At 70.4% G+C, this 26,146-nt stretch carries 32 protein-coding genes; 6 read left to right on the top strand and 26 right to left on the bottom strand.

Annotation, left to right across the window (positions count from 1 at the left end):
* Positions 1–126: 126 nt before the first annotated feature.
* From DFQ59_RS03255 to DFQ59_RS19720, 6 genes are all read right to left on the bottom strand, one after another.
* Positions 127–582, bottom strand: a complete 456-nt coding sequence (locus tag DFQ59_RS03255) for a hypothetical protein (protein ID WP_245937157.1) — start codon at positions 580–582, stop codon at positions 127–129.
* Positions 583–693: 111 nt separating this feature from the next.
* Positions 694–1,560, bottom strand: a complete 867-nt coding sequence (locus tag DFQ59_RS03250) for a dienelactone hydrolase family protein (RefSeq protein WP_114278208.1) — start codon at positions 1,558–1,560, stop codon at positions 694–696.
* Between the two features lie 170 nt (positions 1,561–1,730).
* On the bottom strand, positions 1,731–2,084 hold the full coding sequence (locus DFQ59_RS03245) for a hypothetical protein (RefSeq protein ID WP_114278207.1): 354 nt from the start codon (positions 2,082–2,084) through the stop codon (positions 1,731–1,733).
* Positions 2,081–2,488: a hypothetical protein gene (locus DFQ59_RS19430; RefSeq protein ID WP_147275158.1), complete on the bottom strand. Its 408-nt coding sequence runs from the start codon at positions 2,486–2,488 to the stop codon at positions 2,081–2,083. The genes DFQ59_RS03245 and DFQ59_RS19430 overlap by 4 nt, the downstream gene beginning before the upstream one ends.
* A 345-nt stretch (positions 2,489–2,833) precedes the next feature.
* A complete protein-coding gene (locus DFQ59_RS19725; protein ID WP_170142009.1) occupies positions 2,834–2,971 on the bottom strand; it encodes a hypothetical protein in 138 nt (45 codons plus the stop codon).
* 310 nt (positions 2,972–3,281) lie between these two features.
* A complete protein-coding gene (locus DFQ59_RS19720) occupies positions 3,282–3,953 on the bottom strand; it encodes a Spy/CpxP family protein refolding chaperone (protein WP_170142008.1) in 672 nt (223 codons plus the stop codon).
* Between the two features lie 185 nt (positions 3,954–4,138).
* On the opposite strand from DFQ59_RS19720, the gene DFQ59_RS03230 reads away from it, so the two are divergent.
* Both DFQ59_RS03230 and DFQ59_RS03225 read left to right on the top strand, forming a co-directional pair.
* Positions 4,139–4,861: a response regulator gene (locus DFQ59_RS03230; protein ID WP_114278205.1), complete on the top strand. Its 723-nt coding sequence runs from the start codon at positions 4,139–4,141 to the stop codon at positions 4,859–4,861.
* A gap of 1 nt (position 4,862) precedes the next feature.
* Entirely contained in the window at positions 4,863–6,278 is a 1,416-nt protein-coding gene (locus DFQ59_RS03225; protein WP_211314763.1) for an ATP-binding protein, read from the top strand.
* A gap of 323 nt (positions 6,279–6,601) precedes the next feature.
* Here the strand turns inward: DFQ59_RS03225 and DFQ59_RS03220 are convergent, their stop codons facing one another.
* The 4 genes from DFQ59_RS03220 to nudE all read right to left on the bottom strand — a co-directional run bounded on the left by DFQ59_RS03220 (position 6,602) and on the right by nudE (position 8,944).
* Positions 6,602–7,045: a DUF411 domain-containing protein gene (locus DFQ59_RS03220; protein WP_114278204.1), complete on the bottom strand. Its 444-nt coding sequence runs from the start codon at positions 7,043–7,045 to the stop codon at positions 6,602–6,604.
* A 43-nt stretch (positions 7,046–7,088) separates the two neighbouring features.
* Complete coding sequence (locus DFQ59_RS03215) at positions 7,089–7,478, bottom strand: DUF302 domain-containing protein (RefSeq protein WP_114278203.1); 390 nt, start codon at positions 7,476–7,478, stop codon at positions 7,089–7,091.
* A 94-nt stretch (positions 7,479–7,572) separates the two neighbouring features.
* Positions 7,573–8,406 (bottom strand): 3'(2'),5'-bisphosphate nucleotidase CysQ, encoded by an 834-nt coding sequence (gene cysQ, locus DFQ59_RS03210; protein ID WP_114278202.1) that lies wholly within the window; start codon positions 8,404–8,406, stop codon positions 7,573–7,575.
* A complete protein-coding gene (gene nudE, locus DFQ59_RS03205) occupies positions 8,396–8,944 on the bottom strand; it encodes an ADP compounds hydrolase NudE (RefSeq protein WP_114278201.1) in 549 nt (182 codons plus the stop codon). The genes cysQ and nudE overlap by 11 nt, the downstream gene beginning before the upstream one ends.
* 321 nt (positions 8,945–9,265) lie before the next feature.
* Here nudE and yrfG point away from each other — a divergent pair, with 321 nt between their 5' ends.
* A complete protein-coding gene (yrfG, locus tag DFQ59_RS03200; RefSeq protein WP_114278200.1) occupies positions 9,266–9,925 on the top strand; it encodes a GMP/IMP nucleotidase in 660 nt (219 codons plus the stop codon).
* Here the strand turns inward: yrfG and DFQ59_RS03195 are convergent.
* Positions 9,906–10,319: a YkgJ family cysteine cluster protein gene (locus DFQ59_RS03195; RefSeq protein WP_211314762.1), complete on the bottom strand. Its 414-nt coding sequence runs from the start codon at positions 10,317–10,319 to the stop codon at positions 9,906–9,908. The genes yrfG and DFQ59_RS03195 overlap by 20 nt on opposite strands.
* Before the next feature lie 161 nt (positions 10,320–10,480).
* Between DFQ59_RS03195 and DFQ59_RS03190 the strand changes: the two genes are divergently transcribed.
* Both DFQ59_RS03190 and hslR read left to right on the top strand, forming a co-directional pair.
* On the top strand, positions 10,481–12,325 hold the full coding sequence (locus DFQ59_RS03190; protein ID WP_245937156.1) for an ABC transporter ATP-binding protein: 1,845 nt from the start codon (positions 10,481–10,483) through the stop codon (positions 12,323–12,325).
* Positions 12,326–12,426: 101 nt separating this feature from the next.
* Complete coding sequence (gene hslR, locus DFQ59_RS03185; RefSeq protein WP_114278198.1) at positions 12,427–12,867, top strand: ribosome-associated heat shock protein Hsp15; 441 nt, start codon at positions 12,427–12,429, stop codon at positions 12,865–12,867.
* 149 nt (positions 12,868–13,016) lie between these two features.
* On the opposite strand, the gene tal is transcribed toward hslR, so the two are convergent.
* Together tal and DFQ59_RS03175 are read right to left on the bottom strand one after the other, a co-directional pair.
* Entirely contained in the window at positions 13,017–14,087 is a 1,071-nt protein-coding gene (tal, locus tag DFQ59_RS03180; RefSeq protein WP_114278197.1) for a transaldolase, read from the bottom strand.
* Positions 14,088–14,371: 284 nt separating this feature from the next.
* Positions 14,372–14,710, bottom strand: a complete 339-nt coding sequence (locus DFQ59_RS03175) for a TusE/DsrC/DsvC family sulfur relay protein (protein ID WP_114278196.1) — start codon at positions 14,708–14,710, stop codon at positions 14,372–14,374.
* A gap of 141 nt (positions 14,711–14,851) precedes the next feature.
* Between DFQ59_RS03175 and DFQ59_RS03170 the strand changes: the two genes are divergently transcribed.
* Entirely contained in the window at positions 14,852–15,706 is an 855-nt protein-coding gene (locus DFQ59_RS03170) for a LysR family transcriptional regulator (protein WP_114278195.1), read from the top strand.
* A gap of 58 nt (positions 15,707–15,764) precedes the next feature.
* On the opposite strand, the gene DFQ59_RS03165 is transcribed toward DFQ59_RS03170, so the two are convergent.
* The 13 genes from DFQ59_RS03165 to DFQ59_RS03105 all read right to left on the bottom strand — a co-directional run bounded on the left by DFQ59_RS03165 (position 15,765) and on the right by DFQ59_RS03105 (position 25,910).
* Entirely contained in the window at positions 15,765–16,289 is a 525-nt protein-coding gene (locus DFQ59_RS03165; RefSeq protein ID WP_114278194.1) for a MerR family transcriptional regulator, read from the bottom strand.
* A 54-nt stretch (positions 16,290–16,343) separates the two neighbouring features.
* Complete coding sequence (locus DFQ59_RS03160) at positions 16,344–16,532, bottom strand: MerR family transcriptional regulator (protein ID WP_114278193.1); 189 nt, start codon at positions 16,530–16,532, stop codon at positions 16,344–16,346.
* An 80-nt stretch (positions 16,533–16,612) separates the two neighbouring features.
* Positions 16,613–17,374 carry an aspartate dehydrogenase gene (gene nadX, locus DFQ59_RS03155; protein ID WP_114278192.1) on the bottom strand — a complete coding sequence of 254 codons (762 nt, stop codon included), beginning with the start codon at positions 17,372–17,374 and terminating at the stop codon, positions 16,613–16,615.
* A gap of 49 nt (positions 17,375–17,423) precedes the next feature.
* On the bottom strand, positions 17,424–18,044 hold the full coding sequence (locus DFQ59_RS03150) for a hypothetical protein (protein WP_147275157.1): 621 nt from the start codon (positions 18,042–18,044) through the stop codon (positions 17,424–17,426).
* Positions 18,045–18,181: 137 nt separating this feature from the next.
* The gene (locus DFQ59_RS03145; RefSeq protein ID WP_211314761.1) at positions 18,182–19,729 is read right to left on the bottom strand and encodes a cytochrome D1 domain-containing protein; all 1,548 of its coding nucleotides are present in this window, start codon (positions 19,727–19,729) and stop codon (positions 18,182–18,184) included.
* A gap of 58 nt (positions 19,730–19,787) precedes the next feature.
* The gene (locus DFQ59_RS03140) at positions 19,788–20,399 is read right to left on the bottom strand and encodes a methyltransferase domain-containing protein (RefSeq protein WP_114278189.1); all 612 of its coding nucleotides are present in this window, start codon (positions 20,397–20,399) and stop codon (positions 19,788–19,790) included.
* Positions 20,400–20,496: 97 nt separating this feature from the next.
* Positions 20,497–21,669: a heme d1 biosynthesis radical SAM protein NirJ gene (gene nirJ, locus DFQ59_RS03135; protein ID WP_114278188.1), complete on the bottom strand. Its 1,173-nt coding sequence runs from the start codon at positions 21,667–21,669 to the stop codon at positions 20,497–20,499.
* Positions 21,670–21,759: 90 nt separating this feature from the next.
* Positions 21,760–22,293, bottom strand: coding sequence for a siroheme decarboxylase subunit beta (ahbB, locus tag DFQ59_RS03130; protein WP_245937155.1), 534 nt, complete (start codon positions 22,291–22,293; stop codon positions 21,760–21,762).
* Positions 22,294–22,466: 173 nt separating this feature from the next.
* Complete coding sequence (locus DFQ59_RS03125) at positions 22,467–22,916, bottom strand: Lrp/AsnC family transcriptional regulator (protein WP_211314760.1); 450 nt, start codon at positions 22,914–22,916, stop codon at positions 22,467–22,469.
* Positions 22,913–23,983 carry a siroheme decarboxylase subunit beta gene (gene ahbB / locus DFQ59_RS20170; RefSeq protein ID WP_170142007.1) on the bottom strand — a complete coding sequence of 357 codons (1,071 nt, stop codon included), beginning with the start codon at positions 23,981–23,983 and terminating at the stop codon, positions 22,913–22,915. Before ahbB (DFQ59_RS20170) ends, DFQ59_RS03125 begins: the two co-directional genes overlap by 4 nt.
* A gap of 56 nt (positions 23,984–24,039) precedes the next feature.
* The gene (locus tag DFQ59_RS03115; protein ID WP_114278186.1) at positions 24,040–25,242 is read right to left on the bottom strand and encodes a cytochrome D1 domain-containing protein; all 1,203 of its coding nucleotides are present in this window, start codon (positions 25,240–25,242) and stop codon (positions 24,040–24,042) included.
* Positions 25,232–25,567: a c-type cytochrome gene (locus tag DFQ59_RS03110; protein WP_114278185.1), complete on the bottom strand. Its 336-nt coding sequence runs from the start codon at positions 25,565–25,567 to the stop codon at positions 25,232–25,234. The genes DFQ59_RS03115 and DFQ59_RS03110 overlap by 11 nt, the downstream gene beginning before the upstream one ends.
* Before the next feature lie 13 nt (positions 25,568–25,580).
* Entirely contained in the window at positions 25,581–25,910 is a 330-nt protein-coding gene (locus DFQ59_RS03105) for a cupredoxin domain-containing protein (RefSeq protein WP_114278184.1), read from the bottom strand.
* Positions 25,911–26,146 lie beyond the last annotated feature (236 nt).

The raw sequence follows: 26,146 nt of genomic DNA, 5'->3' as shown, positions 1-26,146 counted from the left end.
CAAGAACGCCAAGGGAGCCGCGATTCTCTTCCAGCCGATTGACGATGCGGGTGATCCCGTACCTCATGCGCGCCGCGCCGAAATGAAACATCTACCCACAGGTCCTGCGGACGAACCCCCAATGGATCACTCCGGCACTTCGACCCGGCGGCCGAGGAAGGGGGAGTAGTAGCGCACCGTGGCCGGGGCGTGGGAGAAGACCCCGGAGATGCCGATCACCGCGGCCAGCAGCCAGGGGGCGGCGGCCGGCGCCAGCCAGGGAGCGAGGGCCAGCAGAGCGAGCTTCACCAGTACCGCCACCCCACGCAGCTGGATGAGCCATACGCCGTGGGACCAGACCTCCAGCAGCGCCAGCGCCCCGCCGCTGGCCACGGTGAGCCAGAGGTAGGGCAGCCATGCCTCCCGCGGCGCGGCGTAGAGGAACAGCCCGCCCAGGCCCGCCACGCCCAGCAGGTGGAGCGAGCGCAGGGTGATGGCCACCCAGCGCCGGCCCGCGAACCCCCGGTAGCCTGGGGGAAAGAGCCAGCGGGGCGACTGGGGAGCCGGTGCGCGGGTGCGACGGCCGGCGGCCTCGGTCCGCATGAAGAACCCCTCCTCGGCTGGTGGAAACTCCGCCGAGGATAGGGCATGGCGCCACGCGCCACAATCATCGCCCCCCGTTCCGGGTGACGGGCGCGCGGATGTTTTCGGGCCTCACTCCCGCAGCTGAAGGCGGATGAAGCGGGCGGCCCGCTGCACCGCGTCCTTCGCCGCCAGGTCGTCGGCGAAGGTCCGGACCGCCGGGGGACGGAAGTCGAAACCCCGTCCCACCCCGGGGTAGATGAACAGCTGCACCGGCCGGCCCTTGTCCTGCAGTGCGCGGACCGCCGTCTCGATGCTGCGCCGGCGCTGGTACTGCTCGTTCTCGCCGATGAAGATGAGCGCCGGGATCTCCAGCGCATCCGCCTCCGGCGCGTAACGGTAGACCTGCATGGGCTCCGGCGCGTTGGGATCCTGCAGGTGGGGGTAGTAGGAGACGTAGCAGGCCACGTCGCGGTGCTGGCGATCGCGGCTCACCGCCACCTTCAGGCTCATGTAGCCGCCCCGGGTATGGGAGTAGAGGCAGGCCTTGCGCGTGCCGGCATCGGGCAGTGCGAGCAGGAAGTCGAGCCCCGCCTCCACGTCCCCTTCCAGGGCGTAGTCGTGCTCGATGGGCAGCTTCTCGATGAAGCGGCCGGAGAAGACGTCCGGGGCCGCCACCACGAATCCCCGTGCGGCCAGGCGCCGCACGTGCCGCTGCACCAGGTCGTCCAGGCCGCGGCGGCCGTGCACGAACAGCACGGCGGGATAGCGGTCCCCGCCTTCCGGCCTGGCGATGAGGACGGGCACCTCCACCTCGCCGCTGGCATAGGCGCTCCAGCGGGTGGTCACGGCATGGTTCTCCGGGACTTCCAGCCGGCCCGTCTCCCACCAGCCGTCGTCCCACCACTGCTCGGCGGGGAACCGGGCGGGGAACTCCTCCTGGGCCGCTGCGGGCAGGCTCACCGCGAGCAGGCACAGCAGCATCCATCTGGACGTCATCTCGCGCTCCTCCATCCGCGCCCCGGGTGCGTTGCCCGGGGTGTCGACAGCTAGTGTACTGCGCCTTGTCCTGGCGCTTTCGGGGGGCTCTGAAAGCACCTCCAGGAGTGAAGCAGCACACCGGGAGGATAACGGAAGCCGCACCCGCTGCGGCGTTCCGTGACAAGGTTTTACCGTTTGCGCCGGCTGGCGTAGATCTCCCTGGGATCGCTGCAGCACGCTCCCCCGCCACCCTGCGCGCTGTCACGGAGATTGCGGTCCAGGTAGCGGAACCAGGCGGTGCGCCAGCGGCCGGACCAGCCCGGTTCGGCCGCGCAGCCCGCCGCCCGCAGCGCCGTCACCAGCGCCCCGAAGTCGCAGCGGGCGCGATCGTAGCGGATGCGCAGGCCGCCGTTCCCGGTGCGGGCCTCGACGACGCCCTCCAGTTCCCCGGCCACCGCCGCGGCCTCGGGGCCGGCCGTGCCCCCGAGCCGCAGCCGGCGCTCCACCACGAGCGGTCCGGCCTGCTCCACGGCGCCGCTCACGGCCGCGGCATCGGTCCGCCCAACTGGCCGCCCAAACCGCCGAGCGCCGCCTCGATACGGGCCAGGCGGGCATCGATGCGCTCCAGCAGCTCCACCACCCGCGCATCGCTCCCGAGGGCGGAGGAACCCATCCCGGGCCCCATCATGCCCCGCTGCATGCCCGGCCCCATCATGCCCCGCTGCATGCCCGGGCCCATCATGCCCTGCTGCATGCCCGGGCCCATCATGCCCCGCTGCATGCCCGGGCCCATCATGCCCCGCTGCATGCCCGGCCCCGCCATGCCCCGCTGCATGCCCGGGCCCATCATGCCCTGCTGCATCCCCGGCCCCGCCATGCCCCGCTGCATGCATGGCCCCATCATGCCCCGCTGCATGCCCGGGCCCATGGCCCCGGGACCCGACATACAGGGCAGGGCATTCCCAGCGCCGGCCAGGGGGGCGGATGGCGTCTGGCCTGCATCGGCCGCGGCGTCCCCTGCAGCACCCGCCGCTCCGGGCGTCATCGCACCGGGTCCCGTCATGCCCGGCCCCATCATTCCAGGCCCCATCATTCCGGGTCCCATCACCCCGGCGGTGACCGGCGGCTCACCCGCCGCCTGAGCCGGTGCGGAAGCCTCTGCGGCCAGAACCGACGCCACCGGGGCCATGAAGCCGGCGCACAGCAGCGTTGCAAGCAGATTCTTTCTCAACATCGGGAAACCTCCCTCATCAGAATCCCCAGGCGGACACCCGCGGTGCGCGCCCAACGGTTATCGACCACCACCGGCGGCCAATGCCTTCTCCACCAGAATGGCCAATGCAACGACCAGAATCCAGAACGGCAATCCAAACAGGCCGTGACCGAAGAACGGTCCGAACCCGCCATCAGGCCGGCGTGCAGACATCATGCCGGACTCACCCGCGCCCGACCCGAGCTACGGATAGCGGTGATGGCCGGCAACGGAAGGGCGCGGGGGGTTGACTCAAAGACGCGGCCGGCGCATCGAGAGACAGAGCTGCGAGCCGGTGCGGTGTGCGGTGAAAGGACTCGGTAAGAGACGGCTCCCTTCCGGCACCGATCGACGGCTGCGGGGACCGGCGCGGCCACCACCGTGGGCGGATCCCTTCTCCATCCGGGCCGTTCCGGACCGGCATGCTGCCGGTCCGGACAACATGTTCATTGGACTCGGCCCGCCGGCAAGGGTTCCGGAGCAGTGCTCACCAGCGGCCGCCCAGCAGCCAGTCGGCGGTCTGCCGCTGCGCCGGGGTCAGGTCGCCGTAGAGATCGAGGGCCGCCTTGTCGGTCTTGTCGCGGGACTCGAAGCGGCTGCGCATCATCTGGTCGCGGAACTTGATGCGCTCCTCCAGGGGCATGGCCCGGGCGGCCTGCATGCGCTGGATGCGGTTCTCGAAGAACGACTGCTGCTCGGCGGCCTGCTCCCTGACCACGGCGGCATAGCGCTCCCACGCCGCCTCCTGCTCCGGACCGATCTGCAGCTGCGACTTCACGTAGTCGAGCCGCGCCTGGGCCTGGTCGGGCGTGAGGCCCATGGCGCCCATCCCGCCGCGGGAGCCGGTCATGCCGCGGCCATAGCCGGGACCCATCATGCCGGGGCCGCGCATGCCGCGTCCCCCGTAGCCGGGACCCATCATGCCCGGGCCGCGGCCGTAGCCGGGACCCATCATGCCGGGCCCCATGCCCTGCTGGTTCCAGCACGGTCCATAACCGGGTCCGGCCGGCGCCTGCTGGCCGGTGCCCTGGCCCCAGGCCTGGCCGGCGCCGCAGGGTCCATAGCCATAACCCGGTCCCTGGGCCTGGAGGGCGGTGGCGGCCGCGAGGCCGATGCCCAGTGCCGCGGCGACGGCGGCGTACTTGGTGGTGCGTTTCATGGTGGCTCTCCTCGTGGTTGTCGAAGGCACTCCGCCTTCCACTGAGTACAGGAGACCACTTGCGTGTAACCCGCGGATGTCCCGGACCCGGCTTTTTGTAACCCAATGTAACCGGAGCCGCTCCCGTTACGCGCCGTTACCCGATGCACCTTTGCAAACGGCCGTGAACGGGTTTCAATGCACCCATGGAACGCAGCGAACAGATCCTGGTGGTGGACGACGACCCGGAGATCCGCAGCCTGCTGGCGGACTACCTGGGCCGCAACGGTTACCGCGTGGCGACCGCCGCCGACGGCCGCGCCATGTGGCCGCTGCTGGAGCAGAGCCGGGTGGACCTGGTGATCCTGGACATCATGCTGCCGGGTGACGACGGGCTGGTGCTGTGCCGCAACCTGCGGGCCCGCTCCGAGGTGCCCATCATCATGCTCACCGCCCGCGGCGAGGACATGGATCGCATCATCGGCCTGGAGATGGGGGCCGACGACTACCTGCCGAAGCCCTTCAATCCACGCGAGTTGCTGGCACGCATCAAGGGCGTCCTGCGCCGGGCGCGCGCCGCCCGGATGGAAGGCTTCCCCGCCGACACCCGCCGGGTGCGCTTCGCCGACTGGACCCTGGATGTGACCGGCCGCCAGCTGGTCTCCCCGGCGGGCGTGGTGGTGCCGCTCAGCGGCGGCGAGTACCGGCTGCTGACGGTGTTCCTCGAGCACCCCCGGCGGGTGCTCAGCCGCGACCAGATCCTGGACCTCTGCCAGGGCCGGGACTGGGACCCCTTCGACCGCAGCATCGATGTGCAGGTCAGCCGGCTGCGGCGGCGCCTGGGCGAGGACGCCAGGGAGCCGGAGCTGATCAAGACCGTGCGCGGCGAGGGCTATATCCTCGCCGCCGAGGTCCACCCGGAGCACTGAGATGACCCCGCTGCTGCCCCGCTCCCTGTCCGGCCGCCTGATCCTGCTCATCGCGGGCGTGCTGCTGCTCGCCCAGCTGCTCAGCGCCGCGGTGCTGCTCGCCGACCGGGGCACGGTGCTCTACCAGGCCACCGGCCTGGCCTCGGCCCAGCGCATCGCCGGCATCGTCCGGCTGCTCGATCCCATGGGCCCGGATGAGCGCCGGCGCGCGGTGCAGGCCCTGGATGTTGCGCCCCTGCGCCTGACCCTGGCACCGGTCGCCTGGCCCCCGGCGGGCGCGGAGGCCGGCGACAGCCGCGGCGTGTTTCTCTCGGGCGTGCTGGGCCGCCTGCTGGAGGGGCGCCCGCTGCGGGTCGCCGTGGGCGAGCCCGCCCTGGCCGCCCTCCCGCCCGGCCGCCCGGGCTGGGGCCCCGGCCGGGGAATGGGGGGGATGATGTACCGGCACATGACCGCCGCGGGGCTGGCGCCGCCGGGGCGGGCCGCCTTCCTGGCCCAGGTGCAGCTGGGCGACGGCACCTGGGTGACCTTCGATCACCGTCTGCCCGAGGAGATCTTCACCTGGCCATGGAAGCTGCTGGCGAGCCTGGCCATCCTGCTGGGCGCCACTGTCCTCACGGCGCTGCTGGCAGTACGCTGGCTGACCCGCCCGCTGACCACCCTGGCCACGGCCGCCGACGAGCTGGGGCGGGACATGCAGCGCCAGCCGCTGCCCGAGGACGGTCCCGCCGAGGTGGCCCGGGCCGCCCGTGCCTTCAACCGCATGCAGCAGCGGCTGGTGCGCTTCATCGGCGACCGGTCCCGGGTCCTGGCCGCCGTCTCCCACGATCTCAAGACCCCCATCACCCGCCTGCGCCTGCGCACCGAGCTGCTCGCCGACGAGGCGCTGCAGGAGAAGTACCGCGGCGACCTGGACGAGATGGAGGCCATGGTCCGCGACACGCTCGATTTCATGCGCGGCACCGACACCGCCGAGGCGACCCGGCCGGTGGACATCAATGCCCTGGTGGAGACCCTGCAGGCGGACGCCGAGGCGGCCGGCGCCACGGTGGCGGTGCGCGGCAGCGCCGCCGCCCCCTACCCGGGACGACCGCTGGCGCTCAAACGCTGCCTGGGCAACCTGCTGGAGAACGGCCGCAAGTACGGCGACGCGGTGGAGGTGGAGCTGGAGGAGGCGGGACCGGAGCTCTCCATCCGCGTGCTGGACCGTGGACCCGGCATCCCGGAGGCGGAGCTGGAACGGGTCTTCGACCCCTTCTACCGCCTGGAGGGCTCGCGCAGCCGCAGCACCGGCGGCAGCGGCCTCGGCCTGGGCATCGCCCGCAACATCGCCCGCGCCCACGGCGGCGAACTCACCCTCCGCAACCGCCCCGGCGGCGGCCTCGAGGCGCGCCTCACCCTCCCCCGCCCCGCCGCCTGAGGGCAGGCGTCGCTGCCGGCCGGTGGAAAAGCTTTCACCACGAAGGCACGAAGGACACGAAGAAAAGATTTTTTTACCGCAGATTACGTTGATTTACGCAGATTTTTTGTGTGTTATCCGGATGTGTACGCGACTGGGGCGCGCAGCGTGTCCGATCGGGCTTGCCAGAAGCCGGCCGAATCACGTCAGCCCGGCTCCCCCGGTGACGTCACCAAATATTGATTTAAACGTAAATCAACGTAATCTGCGGTAGATTGCCTTTAGCTTTTTCTTCGTGTCCTTCGTGCCTTCGTGGTGAACATCCATACTGCGACCAGCAGGGCTCAGCGGCGGGCGTATTCCCGCACGCGGCCCTGGTCGTCGAAGCTGACCACGGTGTAGGGCCGGGCCGGCTGGCCGGGGACTTCCATGCCCGGGGAGCCGACGGGCATGCCGGGGGCCGCGATGCCGGTCACGGCGGGGCGCTCGCTGAGAAGCTTCTCCACCACGTCGGCGGGAACGTGCCCCTCCACCACGTAGCCGTCCACCACCGCGGTATGGCAGCTGGCCACCTGGGGACTCACGCCGAGGCGCTGCTTCAGGGGCGCGAGGTCCTCCACGTTGCGGGTGACCACGTTGAAGCCGTTGGCGCGCATGTGCTCCACCCAGGCGCCGCAGCAGCCGCAGGTGGGGCTCTTGTAGACCAGCACATCGGCCGCGGCCGCAAGGCCCGGCCCGCCCAGCAGCAGGGCTGTCAGCAGCCCCGCCAGTGTCTTTCTGCCGTTCATCCGCCACCCTCCTCCATCGTTGTCGTTTGTATGGCCGCCGGGATCAGGCGCCGAGCCGGTCGCGGACCCGCTCCAGTCGGCCGCGCACTTCGCCGGCCAGCTCGTCCACGCCCGGCTGCTCCACCAGGTTGAGCACCGCCGCCGGGTCCATGAAGCCGACCCTTACCTGGCCGTCCTCCTGTTCCTGGACCACCACGTTGCAGGGCAGCAGCAGGCCGATGTCGGGATCCGCCTCCAGCGCCCGGTTGGCCAGTGCCGGGTTGCAGGCGCCGAGAATCCGGTAGGGGCGGCGCTCGACGCCGAGCTTGGCCTTCAGGGTGGCCTGGACATCGATCTCGGTGAGCACCCCGAAACCCTCCTCCTTGAGCGCCTCCACCACGCGGCCCTGCACGGCCTCCAGGGGGCCCGGGAGCGTCACATAGAATCCGTACATCGCAAATCCTCCGTTGTGTCGGTCATGGCGGCGGCGCCACAGGCGCCACTCCTGCTCTGACCCCGGGACGGTGGCGATGTTCCACGCTGCCGGATCAGGCCGCCGGGAGAAACTTCCGCCAGGGATAGTCCGGGTCGCCCACCACCAGGAAGTGGGGGTTCAGCAGGGACTCCTTGGTGTTGTAGCGCAACGGCCGCATCCCGGTGTCCACCAGGGCGCCGCCGGCCTCCTCCACCACGCACTGGGCCGCGGCGGTGTCCCACTCGGAGGTCAGCCCCAGCCGCGGATAGATATCGGCCCTGCCCTCGGCCACGAGGCAGGACTTGAGCGAGCTGCCCATGGAGATCACCTCGTGCTCGCCGATGGCCCGCAGGAAGTGCTGGAACGCCTCGCTGGGATGGGAACGGCTGCCGACCACCACCGGCGTCCCGCCGCGGCGGGGCCGGGCATGGATGGGCACCGGTTCGCCGCCGCCCTCGATCTTGAACGCGCCCTGGCCACGGCAGGCGTAGTAGGTCAGGCCGCTGACCGGCGTGTAGACCACCCCGAGAACCGACCGGTGGCCGTCGATCAGGGCGATATTCACGGTGAACTCCCCGTTGCGCTTGATGAACTCCTTGGTGCCGTCCAGCGGGTCCACCAGCCAGTAGCGGCTCCAGGCCGCACGCTCGGCGAACGGGATCGCGGCGGACTCCTCGGAGAGCACGGGCAGCTCCGGCGTCAGCAGGCCGAGACCGGCCACGATGGCGTGATGGGCGGCCATGTCCGCCTCGGTGAGGGGGGAGCGGTCGTCCTTCTGCTGCACGTCGAGCTCCCCGCCGCGGTTGTAGACGGCGAGGATGCGGGCCCCCGCGTCACGGGCGAGCGAGACCACGGAATCGAGCAGCTCGGCACAGTTGTCGGGGGAGGTGCGGTCTTCAGCCGCCATGATTGAGTTTCTCCTTGACCAGCAGGAGGGCCGCGATGCTGCGGGCCTCGGTGAAATCCTCGCGCATGAGCAGCTCGGCGGCCTGGCTGAGGCGCCAGGGCACCACCTCGATGGTCTCGGGCTCGTCGCCCGGGCAGCGCTGCTCATACAGCTCCCGGGCCAGCACCACGTCGGTGCTGAATTCGAGGTAACCCGGTGCAACGGTGAACGAAGTGAGGTACTCCAGGGCCCGGGAACCGTAGCCCACCTCCTCCATCATTTCGCGGTTGGCGGCTTCGAGCGGGGACTCGCCCGGCTCCACCAGCCCCTTGGGGAAGCCCAGCTCGTAGCGGTGCACGCCGGCGGCGTACTCCCGCACCAGCAGGAGATTGTCCGCATCCAGCATGGGTACCACCAGCACCGAACCCCGGCCGGCGCCCCGGAGCCGCTCGTAGCTCACCTCCGTCCCGTTGGCGAAACGGAGGTCGAGCTCCTCGACCTGGAACAGCCGGCTGCGGGCCACGATGCGGGATCCGAGTATCTGCGGCTTGTCGCGCATCCGCTCCTCGCTGGCGGCCGGTCGCCCCGGACCGCTCTCGTGTGACAACCAGAGGCGGCGATCTTACCCCGGCCGGGGCGGCGGAGGATACCGCCGCGCGCGACCCGGCCCGCGGTGGGTAAAGATATTGAAATGGACAGGATTCACAGGATTGACGGGATTAATTGGTGGGCCTGCTCAAAGGGTGTGCTGAAGATTCGGGCATCGGCACACCCGTTCCCAAGGCTGGCCTCTTACCTGTCTCAATCCTGTAAATCCTGTCTATTCAGAAACCTTTTACCACCCTTGCCCGGTCGCCACGGGCGGGTTACCGTAGCCGCCATGATCGACTGGAACCCCATCCGCACCGTGCTCCTGGACATGGACGGCACGCTGCTCGACCTGCACTTCGACAACCACTTCTTCCTCGAGCACATGCCCCGGCGCTACGCCGAGCACACCGGCCTCTCCCTGGAGGAGGCGCGGGAGACGCTGCTGGCCCGCTACCGCCAGGTGGAGGGCACCATGGACTGGTACTGCCTGGACTACTGGACCCGGGAGCTGGGCATGGACGTGGCGGTGCTGAAGCAGGAGGTGGAGCACCTGATCCAGGTCCACCCCCACGTGGAGAGCTTCCTGCGCGCGGTGCGCGCCGGTGGACGCCGGACGGTGCTGGTGACCAACGCCCATACCAAGAGCCTGACCCTGAAGATGGAGCGCACCCGCCTGGGGGAGGATTTCGATCGCATCGTCTGCGCCCACGATTTCGGCGTGCCGAAGGAGAATCCCGACTTCTGGCCCCACCTGCAGACGGTGGAGCCCTTCGAACCCGGGAGCACGATACTGGTGGACGACAGCCTGGCGGTACTGCGCTCGGCGCGCCGCTACGGCATCGGCCAGCTGCTGGCGGTGCGGCGCCCGGACTCGCGCCAGCCCCTGCGGGAGATCACCGAGTTCGACGCCATCACCAGCTTCCGCGACATCATGCCCCCCAGCGCCTGAAGCGTTTGCGGCAGTAGGCGAGCAGCGCCTCGTAGCCGTCGAAGAAGAGCTCGAACCCCTCCTCCGCCGGCGCGTCGTACTCGCAGAAATCGTTGGAGTAGTCGCGGCAGATCTGCGGACGGCTGGCGTAGATGCCGCAGCGCCCGTCCGGCTCCAGGTGGGTGCAGGGGGTGTTGATGAGCAGGTACCAGCCGTCCTCGTCCTTGTAGGCCTGCACGCCCCGGTGGGAGATCTGCCAGAGCAGGAACTCGAAGTCCTTCTTCGAGCGCGGCGTCTCCATGTGCTGGGTGATGTAGGTGCAGCACTTGCTGCCGTGGCAGAAGCCGCACTTGTTCTCCGCGGTCATCTCCCCGGCCGGCACCAGCGGGCTGGTTCTGGTCTGTTTCCGGTTCATCGGCGCTCCCGTTCCTCTTCCGCCCACGCTGACACATCCCGCCGCCGCTGCCAAGCCCCGGCCGCCGCCGGCCGGGCGCGGGCGTGAAGCCGCCAGGACGGCAACGGGGAACCGACGGGGGTAGAATGGGCCCACACGCCCACCGCAGCCGGAACGAAACCTTGGAGACCACCCGCGCCGACATCCGCCCCTTCCCCGCCCCGCCGCCCGTACCGGCCGCGACGGAGGGAACGCCCTATTCGTGGGCGCGGATCCGCGAGCTGGTGCTGTCCCACCGGCGCGAGCTGATACTGGCCAACCTCATCGCCGTTCTCGGCACCCTGGCGAGCGTTCCCATCCCGCTGCTGATGCCGCTGCTGGTGGACGAGGTCCTGCTGGGAAAACCGGGGGCGGCGGTGGCGTTCATGGACCGTCTCTTTCCCGCCGCCTGGCACGGACCGCTGCTCTATATCGGCGCCGTCCTCGCCCTCACGCTGGTCCTGCGCGTCGCCGCCCTGGGGCTGGGCGTGTGGCAGATGCGCCAGTTCGCGGTGATGGCCAAGGACATCACCTACCGCATCCGCCGCGACCTGCTCGGCCGACTCCAGCGGGTCTCCATGGCGGAGTACGAGATCCTCGGCAGCGGCACCGTCGCCTCCCACTTCGTCACCGACGTGGAGGCCATCGACCAGTTTCTCGGCACCGGCCTGAGCAAGTTCCTGGTGGCGGTCCTGACCCTGACCGGCACCGCCGCCATCCTGCTGTGGATGCACTGGCAGCTGGCGCTGTTCATCCTGTTCCTGAACCCGCTGGTGATCTACCTGACCACCCTCATGGGCCGGCGGGTGAAGCAGCTCAAGAAGCGCGAGAACAGCGCCTTCGAGCTGTTCCAGGAGTGCCTCACCGAGACCCTCGACGCCATCCAGCAGGTGCGCGCGGCCAACCGGGAGCGCTACTACCTGGGGCTGGTGGACCGCCGCGCCCGCGCCATCCGCGACCGCGCGGCGGCCTACACCTGGAAGAGCGAGGCGGCGACCCGCCTCTCCTTCGTGGTGTTCCTGTTCGGCTTCGACGTGTTCCGGGCGCTGTCGATGCTGATGGTGCTGTTCTCGGGCCTCAGCGTGGGCGAGATGATGGCGGTGTTCGGCTACCTCTGGTTCATGATGGGGCCGGTGCAGGAGGTGCTCGGCATCCAGTACGCCCACAGCGCCGCTTCCGGGGCCCTGGGGCGCATCAACCGCCTGTTCGACCTCCACGAGGAGCCCCACTATCCCCACCTGCGCGACCCCTTCAGCGGCAAGCTCACCACCGCGGTGCGGCTGGAGAACGTCAGCTTCGCCTACGGCGACGGCCCGCCGGTGCTGGACGGCGTCACGCTCGCCATCGCCCCGGGCGAGAAGGTGGCGCTGGTGGGCGCCAGCGGTGGCGGCAAGACCACCCTGGTGCAGGTGCTGCTGGGGCTCTACACCCCCACCGCCGGGCGGGTCTGCTTCGACGGCGTGCCGGTGACCGAGATCGGGCTGGAGGTGGTGCGCGAGAACGTGGCCACGGTCCTGCAGCACCCGGCCATCTTCAACGACACGGTGCGCATGAACCTCACCCTCGGGCGCGAGGCGTCCGACGCCGCCCTGTGGCGGGCGCTGGAGGTGGCGCAGCTCAGGGCGCTCGTGGAGCGGCTGCCGGCCGGGCTCGACACCCAGGTGGGGCGCCAGGGCGTGCGCCTCTCCGGCGGCCAGCGCCAGCGCCTGGCGGTGGCGCGGATGGTGCTCACCGATCCGAAGGTGGTGATCCTGGACGAGGCCACCTCGGCGCTCGACACCGAGACCGAAACGCGTCTGCATGCGGCCCTGCGGGAGTACCTGGCCGGGCGCACCACCCTCATCATCGCCCACCGCCTGAGCGCGGTGAGGCAGGCCGACCGGGTCTATGTCTTCGACGCCGGACACATCATCGAGGAGGGCCACCACGACGAGCTCATCCGCGCCGACGGCCTCTACGCCCGCCTCTACGGCAAGGTCCAGGAGTAGCGGGGCCGATCGAAACCCGCCTGGAGAACGAACGCCGGGGCGGGAAAGCCCCACCACCACGTCGCATTCACGCATTCACGCATTCACGCATTCACGAAACCATGCCCCGCCAGAAGATCCACCAGAGGAAACACGACCATGCCCCCGCCGGCCCGGCGCCGGAGAGGGTGCGCCTGGACAAGTGGCTGTGGGCGGCCCGCTTCTTCAAGACCCGGGCCCTGGCCCAGGAAGCCATCGAGGGCGGCAAGGTCCACTACAACGGCGAGCGCAGCAAGCCGGGCCGGCTGGTGCAGGAGGGCGCCACCATCGAGGTGACCCAGGACCCCTGCCGGCGGACGCTGGTGGTGCGCGGGCTGGACGAGCGCCGCGGCCCGGCCAGCCGCGCCCGGCAGCTCTACGAGGAGACCCCGGAGAGCATCGCCGCCCGCGAGGCGCTGGCCGAGCAGCGCCGCTTCCTGGCGGCCTCGGCGCCGGCACCGGCACACCGCCCGAGCAAGAAGGACCGCCGCCGCATCGTCCGCTTCACCGGCAAGGGCGAGTAAGGGACACTTCCGGGATCGAACGTGGATTGCGTCGGGACCGGACCGTGCCCGGTCATGGGGCAACGTCACCAGGCCCGGGCCCGGGGCGGCGCCGGCGGCGATCCCCGGTTCCGGACGCAGCCACCCTCAGCGCGAGCCCGGCGTCCCGATCACGTCGGCGCCCTCTCCCCAAGCAGGGCCAGCAGGGCGTTCCAGGATTTCACGAAGGCCCGGGCGCCCTCCCGCTGCAGCCGTTCGGACAGTGCGGCGGCGTCGATGCCGGTGCGCGCGAATTCGGCCAGCACCGCCTCGGCATCGCCACCGTCCTCCGGCAGTACGGCATTCACCGCCCCCCCTTCGGCGAAGGCGAGCAGGGTCTTTTCGGGCAGGGTGTTGATGGTGTCCGGTGCCGCTAGCGCCTCCACGTAAAGGGTCTCCGGGGCCCCGGGGTCCTTGGTGCCGGTGCTGGCCCAGAGCAGGCGCTGGGGTCGGGCGCCGGCCGCGGCCAGCCGGTCCCAGCGCGGTGAGGCGAGCAGTTCGCGGTAGGCCCCGTAGGTGCGCCTGGCGACGGCGATGCCGAGGCGGTTGCGCAGACCGGCGGGCGCCTCCTCCTGCACCGCCACGTCCCAGCGGCTGACGAACAGCGAGGCGACGGAACCCACCCGCGGATCGAGACCGGCATCGATGCGCCGCTCGATCCCGCGCAGGTAGGCCTCGGCCGCCGCCAGGTAGTGCTCGCGGGAGAAGAGCAGCGTGACGTTCACCGGCACTCCGGCGAAGATCGCCTCCTCGATGGCGGGAATGCCGGCGGGAGTGCCTGGAATCTTGATGAAGAGATTGGGCCGCCCGCCCCGGGCATGGAGCGCGGCCGCCGCGGCAACGGTCCCGGCGGTATCGTCCGCCAGCAGCGGCGAGACCTCCAGCGATACCCAGCCGTCCACCCCGCCGGTGGCGTCATGCACCGGGCGGAAAAGGTCCGCGGCCCGCCCCAGATCCTCCAGGGCCAGGGCGAAGAACAGCGCCTCGCCGGACCTGCCGGCGGCGCGCTCCCGGCCGATGGCCTCGTCATAGAAGTCGGCGTTGCGGATTGCGTGGTCGAAAATCGTGGGATTGGAGGTCAGGCCCGTCACCCCGAGTTCGTCGCGGTAGCGCCGCAGGGTGCCGCGGGTCAGCAGCCCGCGGGTGATGTTGTCGAGCCATAGGCTCTGCCCGATCTCGCGCAGCTTCTGGGTGGCGCCCATGCGGTCTCCCTGGAGTTGTGGTCGTCCTGCCGGCGCAAGGCCCTGGGAATGCCCCCGGGCCTTGCGCCGGACCCGCCCCTGCGCACTGGAAAATGGCGAGGGCCCTGGCTGGATCGACAACAGCGGACCGCCGCCGGTTCAATCCGGCCCGGCGCTGGATCTCCGCGCGACCGCCTCGTGCAACCGAACCTCACCCGCCGCCTGGGGGAGTGCCGGTTCATCCGGATGTCCCGGCCTGGCAGGCGCCGATTGCCTGTGCGGCCTGCCCCCGAGGGCCCGGCAGGTCAGCCGGTGCTCCAGGCGCGCGGGCGCTTCATCCCGGCGATCCTGCAGGCCTGCTTCACGTAGCCGTAGGGGAAGAGCTTGAACAGGTAGTTCTGCGCCTTGCGGCCGTAACCCAGCTCATCGGCCAGGAAGCGCATGACGAAACGGGCGTCCGGTATAATCCGGTGTTCCTCGTAGTAGCCGCGCATGAAGCGGAGCACCTGCCAGTGCTCGTCCGTCAGATCCACCCGCTCCTGGTCCGCAAGCTGCCTGGCCACCGTCTCGTCCCAGGCGGCCGGGTCCACCAGGTAGCCCTCGTCGTCGGTGACGACCGTGTTTCCGCTGGTATCCGCAATCATCTTCAACCCTCCTCGCTCTGTCCGACCGGCAACCATCCGCCGGTGATTCATTGGGCACAGGGTAGGATCGGCACTTTCATCGGACAAACGATATCTTTTGTATTTTAATATCGGAATATACGATACAAGTGAGAAGCCGCCATGGACATCGAGTTCGCCCGCACCTTCCTCGCCGTGGCTGCCGCCGGCAACTTCGTCGGCGCCGCCGCCCGCCTGCACGTCACCCAGTCCACGGTCAGCGCGCGCATCCAGGCGCTGGAAAACCGGTTCGGGGCACGGCTGTTCCAGCGTGGCCGGGGCGGCGCCGAGCTCACCCCCGCCGGGCAGCGTTTCCTGCGCCACGCCAAGGCCCTGGTGCAGACCCTCGAGCAGGCCTGTCACGAAGTGGGCCTCCCGGCGGGCTTCCGCGGCAGCCTGACCCTGGCGGGACGCATCGCCCTGTGGGAGGGCTTCCTGCCGCGCTGGGCGCAGTGGATGCGGCGCATGGCGCCGGACATCTCCCTGCGCATGGAGATCGGCATGGAGGAGGAGATGATCCAGGGGCTGGTGCAGGGCACCGTCGACATCGGAGTCATGTACACCCCCGAGAGCCGGCCGGGGCTCGGCACCGAGCGGCTGTTCGACGAATCGCTGCTGCTGGTGGGCACCGCGCCCGAACGCGGCTGGCCGGATGCGGACTACGTCCATATCGACTGGGGCCAGGAGTTCCACGCCCAGTTCACCACCCGCTACCCGGATACCCCGCCCCCGGCACTCACCGCCAACATCGGCTGGCTCGCCATGCAGTACCTGCTGCGCAACGGCGGCTCCGCCTACTTCCCGGCCCGCATGGTCCGCCCCCTGCTGGAACAGGGGCGGCTGTGGCAGGTGGCGAACAGCCCGGTATTCACCATGCCGGCCTACGTGGTCTACCCCCTCCACAACCGGGCGGAGGCCCTGGACACGGCGCTGCGGGGACTGCGGGAGATGGCGGCGGAGGAGCCGCCGCCGGCGTGACCGCACCGCGCGTGAGCCTCCCTCCCGCCCTGGACCGCCGCCGCAACGGCTGCCGGCATCACCCCGCGCGCGATGACGCCCGTATCGCCTCCACCTCGCCGGCATCCAGGCCCAGGGACTCGAGGAAATCGGCATGGGCCTCCGGCGCCGCGCGCTCGAACTCCACGTGCCAGCGCCGCATCTGCGCCTCGCCCATGCCGGCGGCCCGCAGGAGGGCCACCCAGCGCCCCTTGTCCATGGCCCGCGCCGGGGGGGTGGCGCCGCCACCGCGCAGGAGTCCGAGCAGAACCCGCTGCTGGCGACGCAGGGACTGCATCTCTGCATTCAGCTGCAACAGCCGCCGTTCCAGCACGCCGCGGTGAGCGCCACCCGGCGCGTCGAGGAGCCGGCGAATCTCCTGCAGGGCCAGCCCCGTCTCCCGGTAGAGGCGGATCTGCTCCAGGCGCCGGCAGTCGGCCGCGGTGTAGAGCCGATAGCCGGCACTCGAGCGCGCACCGGGACGCAGCAATCCGATCCGGTCGTAGTAGAGCAGCGTGGCACGGGACAGCCCGAACCGCCGCGCCAGCCGGCCAATGGTGAACATGAGTCGTCTCCCGAGGACGGCGGGGCGGCACCGGGCGGCACCGCCCCGCTTCTTTCAGCCGATGTCGCTGCGGATTGCGGCCACCTCGGCGGCTGGCAGGCCCAGCCACTCGAGGAAATCCCGGTGGCCGGCCGGGTAGCGCCGCTCGAACTCGGCGTGCCAGCGCCGCATCTGCGGCTCGTCCAGCCCCGCGGCCACGAAGACCTCGACCCAGCGCTCCTTGTTCATCACCTCCTCACTCATGCTCATCACCTCGTCGTGTGGTTGTCGGAAGCGGGCACGGTAAAGGGTGCAGCGGTAGACGGGTCAAGGTACAGGGCATTTCAGGTACCGACCACCAGCGGGTTGTCCAGATCCGAAAGCAGGGCGAGGACGGACAGCGCCGCGAGCCTGCTGGTGGCGGGATTGTCGGGGCTCGGCAAATTGTGCACGGTGATTACGACCGCGCCGAACTCGCCCTCGAGCACCACCTCGTGAGTGTTGCGCTCCACCGCCGGATCCACCCACAGCTCCACTTCCGCCTCCCGGCCGGTGGCCAGCGACAGGGCCACGGCCACGTTGACGTTCTTCGGATAGCGGCGGATGCATTCGCCCGCCGCGCCCCGGAACAGCAGTTGCCGCGCGCCGGCTTCCAGGCCCAGCGCGCGCGGCGGCTTGGTGGTGCGCAGCAGGACCCGCGTGAGCCGCGAGATCCGCCCCACCTTGGCGTTGTCGAGGCCGAACAGGGCGCCGCTCGGCACCCGCAGCACCCGTCCCGCACGCCGAGCCGCCGCCACCAGCCGCTCCCGCGGGGCGGTATCGGCCAGGGCCCCGACGCTCAGGCACACCAGGTCGCGACCCGAGTCGAGCAGGGCCTCGCCGTGGTCGACCACCGCGCCGATGGAGGCGGCCTCCACCGCCACCCGGTAGTCGGCGGCCATGAATTCATTGAAATCGTGACAGGCGAGTGCGCCGAGGCGCCCGGCGAGATCGTCGGCACGCTCGACGTGACGGTCGTAGACCGCGGCGATGCGGATGTTCCCCGGCCGGTGGGCGGCGATGAGGCCGGCGATGTTGCCGCAGCCGAGCAGGCCAACGGTGATCATGGCGGGGCGTGCCGGTCGAATCCGGGTTTCTCCACGGCGGATGGCATCCTCACTCCGCCGGAATCACGGCAACGGAGGAGAGTTCCACGGGCACCCGGGCCTCGATGCGCAGGTAATGCGCCTGGGGACGCTCCACGTCGAAGGCGAGCACACCGGTGGTGCCGGCGCGCAGGTAGAGATACTCGTCATCGATGAAGTCGAAATCGGCAGCGATGATCTCGGCGCGCATGATGGCATTGGTGGCCACGGTGACTTCCACCCGCCATGACCCACATCCCAGGGGGCCGAGCGGGACGAAGTGCCACAGCCCGTCGGGCAGCGCCAGCTGGTCGAGGGCCCTGGCCTCCCAGCGCTGCCCCGGGGGGGTGGCCACGGGCATGGGATAGAAGCGACAGGTCGTCTTCATCTGCTCCAGCAGATACTGGAGCTGACGCACCACGGGGCCTTTCACCTTGCCGGCATAGCGGCGGATATGGTTGTCCGCCGACTCCTTGGGCAGGTCATAGAAGCTCAACCGCCCGCTGCACTCCCCCTCGTGGCAGTTGGCGCACTTGGTGTTGAAGATGACCGTGGCGCCGAGGGTCACCCCGGGCGGTTCATCGGCGGCGGCAATACCGGCGCACAGCAGGATAGCCGCTGCCAGCGGGCCCCGACGGCAACATCTGTCCATACCTGACCCCGCTTGCGGAGAAATCTCATCTGAAAGTCTAGTGCACCGTGTTGCACCCCGGGGCCGGAAGCCCGTCGGACTCGAGCGATGGCAGGAAATTGTTTGGGCCGCGCAACGGCCTCGACTGCGACAGGCGCCTAGTGGCTGGTGCCCTCGGTGTAGCGGGTCTTGTTCCAGACGTTGTACTTGCCCGATGGCTTCACCATGGGGATGCGCTTCACCTCCTCGAGGGTCCGCGCGTCGTAGACCACCACCGCGCCGTCCATGTCCCAGATGCTGAGCAGGGCGTAGCGGCCGTCGCGGGTGAACTCCACGTGGGCGGCGGTCTTGCCCGGCGCCGGACGCAGCGTCTTGACAATCTCCAGGGTCTGCTTGTCGATGACGTGGACCGCGTCGCGGTTGGGCCCGAAGAAGACGTCGGTCCAGGCATAGGGGCTGTTCTCGTGGCTGCGCAGGAAGAAGCCGGGGCCGAGGGTCTCCAGCCGCTTGATCACCTTCCAGCTCCCCATGTCGATGAAGCTGAGCGAGCCCTCCTTGAGATTGGGGGTGGCCATCACGGTGTGCCCGTCCCGCTCCCAGGTGATGCCCGAACCCAGGTGGGGCATGCCCGGGATGTCGAGGGTGGCGATCTTCCGCGCCGTGTCCAGATCCACCACCTGCCCCCGCCCGCCGTCGCGGGAGGCGCCGATGACCATCAGGTAGTCCTGATCGAAAAAGAAGTCGTCCAGGTAATCGTCGAGCGGAATGCGGCGCACGGGGAACCGCTCCGCCGGCGCACCATCGCCGGAGTCGGCCCGGTGGTCATGGATCCAGCCGCCGGCGAAGCCCGCGCGCGGCTCGTCGGCGTAGGAGATCTCCCAGATCTCGGGCAGGTCCTTGAGGGCGGCCACGAAGCTGTTGCGGGGCGGAGCGGTGTAGACGCCGCTGACCCGTGAGCTCTTGCCGTCCGCGCCCGTGACCGGGATTACCTTCAGCGGCGCGAGGTCCGTGGCATCGAGAATGGTGAGGGTGTGGGGCAGGTAGTTGGCGGCGATGACGTAGCGGCCGTCGGCGGAGACGGCGATGTTGCGCAGGTTGACCCCGGCCCGCACCTCCGCCACCAGCTGGAGGTTGTAGAGATCGAACTTGCTCACCCAGCCGTCGCGGGAGCCGGTGAAGACATAGCGGCCGTCCGGGGTGTACTTGGGCCCGCCGTGGAGGGCGAAGCGGGTGGGGAAGCGGTGGATAGGCTCGAAACGGTCGCCATCGAGCAGGGTCATGTGGTGATCCCCCAGCTCCACCACCACGAACAGGTTGAGGGGATCGGCGTCGAACAGCGGGCGGTCGGGCAGGCTCCCGGGCGGGACGTGCACCACCTGGCTGGCGCGGACCTGATCCATGCCCCACTCCGGGACGGCGGGCAGCGGGCTGTAGATGTATGCCACCAGCGCCTCGATCTCCGCCGCGTCGAGCACCTTGCCCAGGCCCTGCATCTGGGTGGCGGGGCGTCCCTCGGCGATGACCCTGGCCGCCTCCTGCGGCCGCAGCCGGCCGAGGTTCTCCGGCAGCAGCGCCGGGCCGATGGCGCCCAGGCGATCACCGCCATGGCAGGCGGCGCAGTGCTGCAGGAACAGGGTGTGGGCGTCGGGGGTGCTCCAGGCCGGCGCCGCGGCCAGGAGCCCGCCCAGGAGGATCAGGATACGCATCAGTGGAAACCTCATAACCCTCTCTCAGTGCGTGGACCGGGGGCGGCTCGATGGGCCCTCACCGGCGCCGGAAACGGCAGAAAATGAACGACTGGAGCGCCCCGGCCGGCGTGCGGTGCCGCTCGGCGCGCGTCTCCAGCAGCTCGCAGCCGGGACCGAGCTCCGCCGCCAGCTCCTCCGGGGTGTAGCGCGCCACCGGCAGGCCGCTGCAGCGCTCCGGCCCATCGTGGGCGAAGGTGGCGATGATGACCTGGCCGCCCGGTGGAACCTCCGCCTCCAGGACCTCCCGATAGCGGGCCCGCTGCTCCGCAGCGGTCAGGAAGTGGAATACCGCCCGGTCGTGCCAGAGCGCGAAGGGACCGCCCAGGCCGCCGGCCAGGACATCGGCCGCGCGCCAGGCGACCGCCGCCGCCCGCGCGCCCAGGCGGGCGCGGGCCTGGGCCAGGGCCGTCCCGGCGATATCGACCACGGTGATGTCCCGGTAGCCTTCCTCCAGCAGGGCATCCACCAACCGCGAAGCGCCGCCGCCCACGTCCACCAGCCGCTCCGCCGGGCCCAGGCCGGTGGCCCGGATCAGCTCCAGGGAGCAGGTGGGCCGCTCCTGGAACCAGCTCACCTGGTCCTCGGCCTTCGCCGTGTAGACCTCCTCCCAGTGCTCCCGGCCGGCCACCTTCAGCCCTCCCCGGGTTCGCGCAGGGGCGCCCGCGCCGCTGCCGGCGCATTCCCGGAGCGGCTGCCGCCTTGGGTGGCTCTTCGCGGCATGGGCCTCATCCCGCCCGCACCCGCGGTTCGGGCTGCTCCGGCGCCACCTCCGCATCGGTGAGGTAGCAGCCGGGATCCTCGGCCCAGTAGTCGCCGGTGAGCTGGTGGGCGCGCACGCGGGTGTTGCCGTTGCAGATCGCCAGCCAGCGGCAGCGGCCGCAGCGGCCCGTGACCGGGCGCGGGTGCTGCTTGAGACCGGCCATCAGCGGGTCGCGGGTGTCCATCCAGATGTCGGAGAACGGACGCTCGCGCACGCTGCCGAGATCGTGGTGCCACCACATGGTGTCGGGATGCACGTGGCCGAGATTGTCGATGTTGGCCACGTTCACTCCCGAGGCGTTGCCGCCCCAGCGGCGCAGGCGCTCCTCGAGCCCCGCCACCACCCGCGCCGGGAAGCGGCTGCGCGCCCACTGCAGCAGGTAGACGCCGTCGGCGTCGTTGTTGCCGGTGACGTACTCCCGCGGCCGCCCCGCCTGGATCTGGCGCCAGGCGGTGTCGAACAGCAGATCCATGGCCTCGCGGGTCATGCGGTGGACCGCATCGTCGCCGCGGTTCTTGTTGCCGCGGCCGGCATAGTTGAGGTGGGAGAGGTAGAACTTGTCCACCCCCTCGGCCTCCATCAGGTCGAGCAGCGCCGGAAGATCGTGGGCATTGTCGCGGGTGAGGGTGAAGCGCAGCCCCACCTTCAGCCCGCGCTCCCGGCACAGCCGCACCCCGCGCAGGGCCTCCCGGAACGCGCCCTCCTTGCGCCGGAACCGGTCGTGGGTCTGCTCGAGACCGTCGATGCTGATGCCCACGTAGTCGTAGCCCACCGCGGCGATGGCGTCGATGGCGCCGGCGTCGATGAGGGTGCCGTTGCTGGACAGCCCCACGTAGAACCCCATGGCCTTGGCGCGGCGGGAGATGTCGAAGATGTCCGGGCGCAGCAGCGGCTCGCCGCCGGAGAGGATCAGCACCGGCACGCCGAAGGCCTTGAGGTCGTCCATCACCCGGTAGACCTCGTCGGTGGAGAGCTCGCCGGGGAAATCGGTGTCGGCGGAGATGGAGTAGCAGTGCTTGCAGGTGAGATTGCAGCGCCGCACCAGGTTCCAGATCACCACCGGCCCCGGCGGGGCGCGCAGCGGCCCCGGCGGGGTGGGATTCTCCAGATACTGCAGATACTGTGTGACCCGGAACATGGTCCCTCCGGCCTGTTCGCCCGTGTATGGTGATCTAGTGTACTGCGGCGCTATCCGCCTTTACCCAGGTCAAGTCGTGGGGTGAAAGCCTCAGCCGCCCAGCCGCAGGCTGGTCTTCTTCAGGATGCGGCTGCTGTAGAGCAGCTGGTGGCCGCGGTCGGCCTCGCCCAGCATCGCGGCGATCATGCCCACCTTGGCTTCGGTCTCCTCCCGGCTGCGCCCGTGCACCATGGTGAAGAGGTTGTAGGGCCACTCGGGCGGATGGCGCGGGCGGTGGTAGCAGTGGCTGACGAACTCCAGCGCCCCGATGCGCCGCCCCAGCTCGGCGATGCGCGCGTCCGGGAGATCCCAGACCACCATGGCGTTGGCGCGGTAGCCCAGGGCGTAGTGGTTCGGCACCACGCCGATGCGGCGGATGACACCGCTCTCCAGCATGCGCCGCAGGCGTGCCATCACCTCTTCCGCCTCCACCCCGAGCGCCTCGGCCACCTGGCGGTAGGGCTCCGGCACCAGCGGCAGCCCCGCCTGGGTGGCGGCGACGATGGCCCGGTCCAGCGCGTCTATGGCGCGATCATCCTGCGCTTCGCTCAACGCCATTTGGCCGATACCCGCGGGTTGGGCCATGCTGTGCCACCGAGGGCACAGAGTGCACGGAGGAAATCCGCGGCATCCGCACCCATGACGCCGCAGCCCATCCCCGGCGCCTCCCCCCGGTGGGGCGGCCCCATCCGGGACCCCCATCCTCCGTCTTCCCGCTGCTCTCTGTGCATTATGTGCCCTCTGTGGCCAGGCATTTCTCAGACCTCGAACCGGAGCCCGACGAAGAACTCCTCCAGCTTGGGCAGGTTGAACACCCGGCAGCCGGTTTCCGCCTCGATCGCCGCGATCACCTCGGCGATGCGCTCCGGAGTCTCGGTGGCCAGCACGAACCACATGTCGAGGTGGTGCTCGCGGGCATAGTTGTGGGCCACCTCGGGGTGGGCGTTGACCTGTTCGGCCACCCGCTCGTAGGCCTCCGGCCCGGCATGCAGGGCGGCCAGGGTCAGCCCGCCGCCCATGCGCTCAGCGTGGTACATGGGGCCGAAACGGCTCAGCAGTCCCGCTTCGAGCAGCCGCTCCAGCCGTTCGATCAGCTCCGCCTCGGTGGTGCCGAGCCGCGCGGCGGCCGCGGCGTAGGGCCGCTCGCAGACGGGGAATCCGCCCTGCAGACCGTTGATGATGGCCCGGTCGAGGGCGTCCAGCTTCATGCGCTGCGCGCCTGCGGCCGCGCGCCGTTGCCGAAGCCCTGGTAGCGCGCGCCGCACTGCTTGAAGCGGCGGACGCTGAACAGCACCTCGTGGGGTGCGGCTTCGAGCCCGCAGCCCCGCTCCAGCTCCGCCACCTGTTCCAGGACCTCCTCGCGGTCACGGCCGTGGATCATGCAGAAGAGGTTGTAGCGCCACCGGGGCAGCCGCCGCGGCCGCTGGTAGCAGAGGGTGACGAAGTCGAAGCCCGCCATGCACCAGCCGGTCTCGCTCACCCGTGCGTCCGGTATGTCCCACACCACCATGGCGTTGGCGCGGAAACCCAGCTCGTGGTGACGGACCACCACGCCGATGCGGCTGATGACACCGCCCGCATGCCAGGCCCGCAGCCGTTCGATGACCTCCGCCTCCGCCAGCCCGGCCTGGGCGCCCACGGCCGCGAAGGGGCGCGGCACCAGGGGCAGCCCCTGCTGCACGGCCGCCACCAGGGCGAGATCGGCCGGATCCCGCAGGCGGGTCCGCGCCGGTGCGGCGTGCCCGGGCGGCGGCTGCCGGCGGCGACGCTTGCCGTGGAGGTCGAAGCCCAGGTCCAGGTGATAGGCCTCCAGCAGGGGCAGCGAGAGCACCTCCAGGCCCGTCTCCCGGGTGATGTCCCGGAGACAGCGTTCGAGCTGCGCCTCATCGGCCGCGGCCACGACGAACCAGAGGTTGAGCCGGTGCTCGCGCTCGTAGTTGTGATTCACCTGCGCACAGGCGCTGACCTGCCTGGCCACCGCCTCCAGCCGCTCGGGCGGCACCGCCATGGCGGCCAGCGTGCTGGTGCCGACGCTGTGGGGCCGGAACACCGGGCCGACGCGGCTCACCATGCCCTGGCCGCGCAGCTGCCACAGCGCCTCGGTGACCACGGCGGCCTCCGTTCCCAGGGTCCGGGCCAGCTCCGCCCAGGGCTCGGGCACCAGGGGGAAGTCGCGCTGGAAATCGTTGAGCAGGCGGCGCTCCAGCTCGCTCAGCCCGGCCCAGGCCGCGGGCGTCTCCCGCGGTTCCGGTGTTCTGCTGCCGGCATGTCCCATTCCGCTCTCCCTCCGTACCGGGCCCGCTGCGCGGTCCCCGGACTGTGAAGCCTCGGCTACAGGCCGATCCGGTGCGCCCGGGGGGTGAAGAAGATCCCGCTGGGCTTGTCGGCCTCGATCTCGGTGAGCTGCTCGAAGGTCTGCGTGTCGTAGACCTTCACCCGGTCCAGGTCGCGCACGGAGACCCACACCTCCTCGCCGCGGGGGGTGAACTCCATGTGCAGCACGCCCTTGCCCGGCCTGAAGGTATGGATCACCTCCAGCGTGGCCACGTCGATGACCTGGACGGTGTCGTTGTCCGGGAAGGCGAAGTTGACCCACACGTGGCGGCCGTCGGGGCGGCCCATGACGAACACCGGCTGGCTGTGGACGGGAATGCGCCGCACCTGGGTCCAGGTGTCGCGGTCTATCACCAGCACTTCGTGATGACCGACCCCCGGCAGGAAGGCATAGCCGCCCGCCATGGCCCAGCCTTCGAGGTGGGGCATCTTGTAGACGGGCAGCTTCTCGTTGCCGCGGCCGTAGTCGGCCAGGATGCGCCGCACGCCGGCATCGGGATTCCAGAGATCGAGCAGCGCCAGGCCGTCCTCGCCGAACAGGCCGGCGATGTAGTACCTGCCGTCGGGGGTCACCAGCCCGTCGTAGGGCAGCCGCCCGATATCCCGGAAGCGGCGCACCTCGGGCTGCGCCGGGTCGGACAGGTCGGCGATCCAGATCTCGCCGGCGTCATAGAGGCTGAAGACGAAACGCCGCCCGGGGGCGTCCACCAGCCCCACCACCTTGGAGCGCTTGCCCTCGCTGCCGTAGGTGGCCGGGATGTCGAGCTTCAGCTCCAGGGTGTCGGCATCGAAGATCTTCACCCCGCCCGGCTCGTAGTTGGAGACCGCCACCAGCCGGCCGTCCTGGGAAATGGCCCCGCCGATGCTGTTGCCCGACTGGATGATCCGGCGCACGATGCCCGGGCGCAGGAGATCCACCTTGGTCAGGCCGCCGTCGCGGCCGAAGACGTAGGCGTAGCGCTCGTCGCGGGAGTAGACGATGGAGGCGTGGGAGAGATCCCCCAGCCCCTCGATCTCGGCGAGCTTCGTGCGCCCGGTGGTCTCCACCAGTGCCACGCGGCCCGCGGCGCGCTCGATGACCAGGCCCAGGTCGCCGGTGGCGCGCAGGCCCGGCGCTTCGGAGACCGGGTGGGTGGCACAGCCGCCGGCCAACAGGGCCAGGAGCAACAGTAGGGCCAGTCCGGACAGGTTACGGGGCATCGGGAACTCCTTCGCGCAGAATCTTCACCAGCCAGGCCGCCTCGTCGGCGGTCAGGATGCCGCGCCAGGGCGGCATGGGTGTGCCCAGCCGGCCATGGAGGACCGTGGCGGTGAGCGTGTCGGGGTCCTTCGGACCGAGGGTTTCGGGCAGCAGCGGCGGTCCCAGCCCGCCGCGCAGGGTCATGCCGTGGCAGGAGCCGCAGTCGTGGCGCAGCATGTGCAGCAGCTCCGCCTGCCGGGCCGGCGCCGGCCCGGCCACGCCGGCGGCCGCGATGCCGAGCAGCAGCAGGGCGACGCCCGGGCGGGCAAGTCGCAACGGGATCATGCCGGGCACCCGCTCACTCGCTCACCGTTACCATGCCGCGCATCTCCGGATGGGGTCCGCAGCGGTAGGGAAATTCGCCCGGCGAGTCGAAGCTGCGCTCGTAGGACTCCTCCGGGAAGATGTAGTCGGGCTCCGGCTCGCCCAGCGCCTCGAACCAGACGCTGTGATACTGGCGCTTCTCCCGGTTGACCCAGCGCACCGTGGTGCCGGCCGGCACGGTGATCGCCGCGGGCTGGAACGCGTAGTCGCGAATGGTGATCTCCACCGGCTCACCACCGGCCCGGACCCCGGTGGCGAGTACCAGCAGCATCCCGCACAGCAGTGTCGGAGACATTCTGATCATCTGGCTGTACCTCCTGTGGTGTTCGGGCGGTTCGTTCCGCCTCTCCTGCCGGTGGTCCCGGCGATCCGCGGGGAGCGGATCGCCGGACCGGACACGGTTACTGGGCCGTGACATTGATCTCGGCGTCGGGGTTGTCGAGCCCCAGCTTGTAGCCCACCGACACGTGGTGCCAGCGGGCGGCGCTGTAATCATCATGGATGGCGAAGCCGATGTTGTAGAGCCTGCCCGGCTCCAGC

The sequence above is a fragment of the Thioalbus denitrificans genome, from assembly GCF_003337735.1.
GTDB classification, from domain to species: domain Bacteria; phylum Pseudomonadota; class Gammaproteobacteria; order DSM-26407; family DSM-26407; genus Thioalbus; species Thioalbus denitrificans.
Note: the sequence above shows the minus strand (reverse complement) of the source record. Positions and strands in the feature narration are given on the sequence as shown.

Bases quoted from the DNA above. Each gene is read 5' to 3' on its own strand.
- DFQ59_RS03255 (WP_245937157.1), bottom strand. From the start codon at position 582: ATGCGGACCGAGGCCGCCGGCCGTCGCACCCGCGCACCGGCTCCCCAG.
- DFQ59_RS03250 (WP_114278208.1), bottom strand. From the start codon at position 1,560: ATGACGTCCAGATGGATGCTGCTGTGCCTGCTCGCGGTGAGCCTGCCC.
- DFQ59_RS19430 (WP_147275158.1), bottom strand. From the start codon at position 2,488: ATGTCGGGTCCCGGGGCCATGGGCCCGGGCATGCAGCGGGGCATGATG.
- DFQ59_RS19725 (WP_170142009.1), bottom strand. From the start codon at position 2,971: ATGATGTCTGCACGCCGGCCTGATGGCGGGTTCGGACCGTTCTTCGGT.
- DFQ59_RS19720 (WP_170142008.1), bottom strand. From the start codon at position 3,953: ATGAAACGCACCACCAAGTACGCCGCCGTCGCCGCGGCACTGGGCATC.
- DFQ59_RS03230 (WP_114278205.1), top strand. From the start codon at position 4,139: ATGGAACGCAGCGAACAGATCCTGGTGGTGGACGACGACCCGGAGATC.
- DFQ59_RS03225 (WP_211314763.1), top strand. From the start codon at position 4,863: ATGACCCCGCTGCTGCCCCGCTCCCTGTCCGGCCGCCTGATCCTGCTC.
- DFQ59_RS03220 (WP_114278204.1), bottom strand. From the start codon at position 7,045: ATGAACGGCAGAAAGACACTGGCGGGGCTGCTGACAGCCCTGCTGCTG.
- DFQ59_RS03215 (WP_114278203.1), bottom strand. From the start codon at position 7,478: ATGTACGGATTCTATGTGACGCTCCCGGGCCCCCTGGAGGCCGTGCAG.
- cysQ (WP_114278202.1), bottom strand. From the start codon at position 8,406: ATGGCGGCTGAAGACCGCACCTCCCCCGACAACTGTGCCGAGCTGCTC.
- nudE (WP_114278201.1), bottom strand. From the start codon at position 8,944: ATGCGCGACAAGCCGCAGATACTCGGATCCCGCATCGTGGCCCGCAGC.
- yrfG (WP_114278200.1), top strand. From the start codon at position 9,266: ATGATCGACTGGAACCCCATCCGCACCGTGCTCCTGGACATGGACGGC.
- DFQ59_RS03195 (WP_211314762.1), bottom strand. From the start codon at position 10,319: ATGAACCGGAAACAGACCAGAACCAGCCCGCTGGTGCCGGCCGGGGAG.
- hslR (WP_114278198.1), top strand. From the start codon at position 12,427: ATGCCCCGCCAGAAGATCCACCAGAGGAAACACGACCATGCCCCCGCC.
- tal (WP_114278197.1), bottom strand. From the start codon at position 14,087: ATGGGCGCCACCCAGAAGCTGCGCGAGATCGGGCAGAGCCTATGGCTC.
- DFQ59_RS03175 (WP_114278196.1), bottom strand. From the start codon at position 14,710: ATGATTGCGGATACCAGCGGAAACACGGTCGTCACCGACGACGAGGGC.
- DFQ59_RS03170 (WP_114278195.1), top strand. From the start codon at position 14,852: ATGGACATCGAGTTCGCCCGCACCTTCCTCGCCGTGGCTGCCGCCGGC.
- DFQ59_RS03165 (WP_114278194.1), bottom strand. From the start codon at position 16,289: ATGTTCACCATTGGCCGGCTGGCGCGGCGGTTCGGGCTGTCCCGTGCC.
- DFQ59_RS03160 (WP_114278193.1), bottom strand. From the start codon at position 16,532: ATGAGTGAGGAGGTGATGAACAAGGAGCGCTGGGTCGAGGTCTTCGTG.
- nadX (WP_114278192.1), bottom strand. From the start codon at position 17,374: ATGATCACCGTTGGCCTGCTCGGCTGCGGCAACATCGCCGGCCTCATC.
- DFQ59_RS03150 (WP_147275157.1), bottom strand. From the start codon at position 18,044: ATGGACAGATGTTGCCGTCGGGGCCCGCTGGCAGCGGCTATCCTGCTG.
- DFQ59_RS03145 (WP_211314761.1), bottom strand. From the start codon at position 19,729: ATGCGTATCCTGATCCTCCTGGGCGGGCTCCTGGCCGCGGCGCCGGCC.
- nirJ (WP_114278188.1), bottom strand. From the start codon at position 21,669: ATGTTCCGGGTCACACAGTATCTGCAGTATCTGGAGAATCCCACCCCG.
- ahbB (WP_245937155.1), bottom strand. From the start codon at position 22,293: ATGGCCCAACCCGCGGGTATCGGCCAAATGGCGTTGAGCGAAGCGCAG.
- DFQ59_RS03125 (WP_211314760.1), bottom strand. From the start codon at position 22,916: ATGAAGCTGGACGCCCTCGACCGGGCCATCATCAACGGTCTGCAGGGC.
- ahbB (WP_170142007.1), bottom strand. From the start codon at position 23,983: ATGGGACATGCCGGCAGCAGAACACCGGAACCGCGGGAGACGCCCGCG.
- DFQ59_RS03115 (WP_114278186.1), bottom strand. From the start codon at position 25,242: ATGCCCCGTAACCTGTCCGGACTGGCCCTACTGTTGCTCCTGGCCCTG.
- DFQ59_RS03110 (WP_114278185.1), bottom strand. From the start codon at position 25,567: ATGATCCCGTTGCGACTTGCCCGCCCGGGCGTCGCCCTGCTGCTGCTC.
- DFQ59_RS03105 (WP_114278184.1), bottom strand. From the start codon at position 25,910: ATGATCAGAATGTCTCCGACACTGCTGTGCGGGATGCTGCTGGTACTC.